The organism is Mesorhizobium sp. (assembly GCF_024509055.1).
Lineage (GTDB): Bacteria > Pseudomonadota > Alphaproteobacteria > Rhizobiales > Rhizobiaceae > Mesorhizobium.
On the sequence record NZ_JANINM010000322.1, the window covers coordinates 1 to 1,791 of the forward strand.

The following is a 1,791-nucleotide window of genomic DNA, read 5'->3' on the forward strand; positions in this document are numbered from 1 at the left end:
TGACTTCCAGCGGCCTGCCGGTGACGATCACCCAGACCATTTCGGGTGGCTTCATTACGCTCACCGGTACCACTACTGCGGGTACGATCTTCACGTTCCAGGTCAATCAGGCGACCGGTGCCTATACGTACACGCAGTCCGGGCCGCTTGATCACCCCGATCATGGTGTCAATGGCTCAGAGACCGGCAGCGCCGATCCCATCGTTCTGACCTTCGACTACATCGTTACCGATCGTGACGGCGACAATGCTACCGGCGCGATCAATGTTACGATCGACGATGACGGACCGGTTGCGCGCGGATCAGGAACGATCAGCGTCACTGAGGACGGTACAGCGGCTGGCGCGTTCATTGAGCAATCGGCTGGCGGAACGCTGCTGTTCGATGCAGGCGCAGACGGTGCACAGGTGACCGACATCACCTACCGGTTCGGATCGAAGGCGTTGGACATGGATGCGCCGGGTGGCTTCCCGGCCTTGACCTCGGGCGGTCAGCAGGTCGTAGTGACGGCGTCGGCGGATGGATTGACAGTGACCGGCATGGCCGGATCGACGGTCGTGTTCACGCTTCACGTGACGGACCCGGTGACGGGGGCCTACACCTTCACGCAGAAGGCGCCGATCGACCATCCGGACATCAACGAGAGCGGCGCTGCCGATGCACTGCGGCTGGTGTTCGACTTCACGGTGACGGACGGCGACGGTGACACGTCAACGAGTTGGGTGCAAGTCGATATTCGTGACGACGCGCCGACGGTTATCGGAGACGGCAACACCAACGTTGCGCTTTACGAGTCGCATATTCACGCGATCCCCGGCGTTCAGTCGGCAGGAACCGAAGCGACGCTCGCTTCCGATGTCACCGGAACGATCTCCAAGGTGGATTTCGGGGCCGACGGGTTCGGTTCGCTGAAGTTCAGCGGCAGCTTCAATGTGCCGAATGGGGGCCATGCTGCACTGGTTGGAGGCGGTGCCGGAGCCGATTCAGGTCTGACTTCAGACGGGGAGGCCGTCTATTTCCGGTTGTCGTCGGATGGCAAGACCGTCGAGGGTTACGTGCCCGGCCGCGGTGACGAAATCATATTGACGGCGACGCTGAATGGCGTCGACACAGGCTACACCGTCAATCTGCTCGGCAACATCGATCATCAGTTGCCGGACGGCGTGCCCGGTGGTCGCGACGAAGCGCAGTCGATCAACTTCACGGTGACGGCGACCGATGGGGACGGCGACACCGCCAATGTCACGCTGTCGCTACGGATCAATGACGACGCGCCGACTGCGGCTGCGCTGGTGCGCGTGGGGCTAGATGACGATGCACTTCCGGGCGGCAATCCGGGAGGCATCGGTGATGCCGCGGATTCAAGCAACGCGACCGGCACACTGGCCGTACATTTCGGTGCCGATGGCGGCACCATCGGCTGGCTCGCTCCGGAGTTTGAGTCGTCCCACCAGGGCTACAGCTACGAGATCGACGGCCAGACGCTGAAGATCTTCCAGTTGCAGGATTCCCACACGGTACAGGTGCTGTCGGTGACGTTGAACGCCACCACCGGCGCCTATGATGTGGAGCAGCTGGCCGCAATCCGTCATCCGACGGGTGCCGAAGAGAACGAGGTGCCTTTTAACCTCAATTACCGCGTGACAGATGGCGATGGTGATACAGCGGACGGCGTGATCCGCGTGGTGGTTGACGATGACACACCGGTGATCAATGGAAACACGACGCAGGTCAATCTTCTGACCAACGGCGATTTCTCCGGCGGTACTTTCGCCCATCAGGAATCCTGGG

Annotated in this window: 1 protein-coding gene; it reads left to right on the top strand. The window is 61.5% G+C overall.

Going from position 1 to position 1,791, the window contains the following annotated elements:
• Positions 1 to 1,791, top strand: a 1,791-nt coding sequence (locus tag Q0L57_RS14225; protein WP_296743607.1) for a DUF5801 repeats-in-toxin domain-containing protein, incomplete at both ends; no start/stop codon positions are given.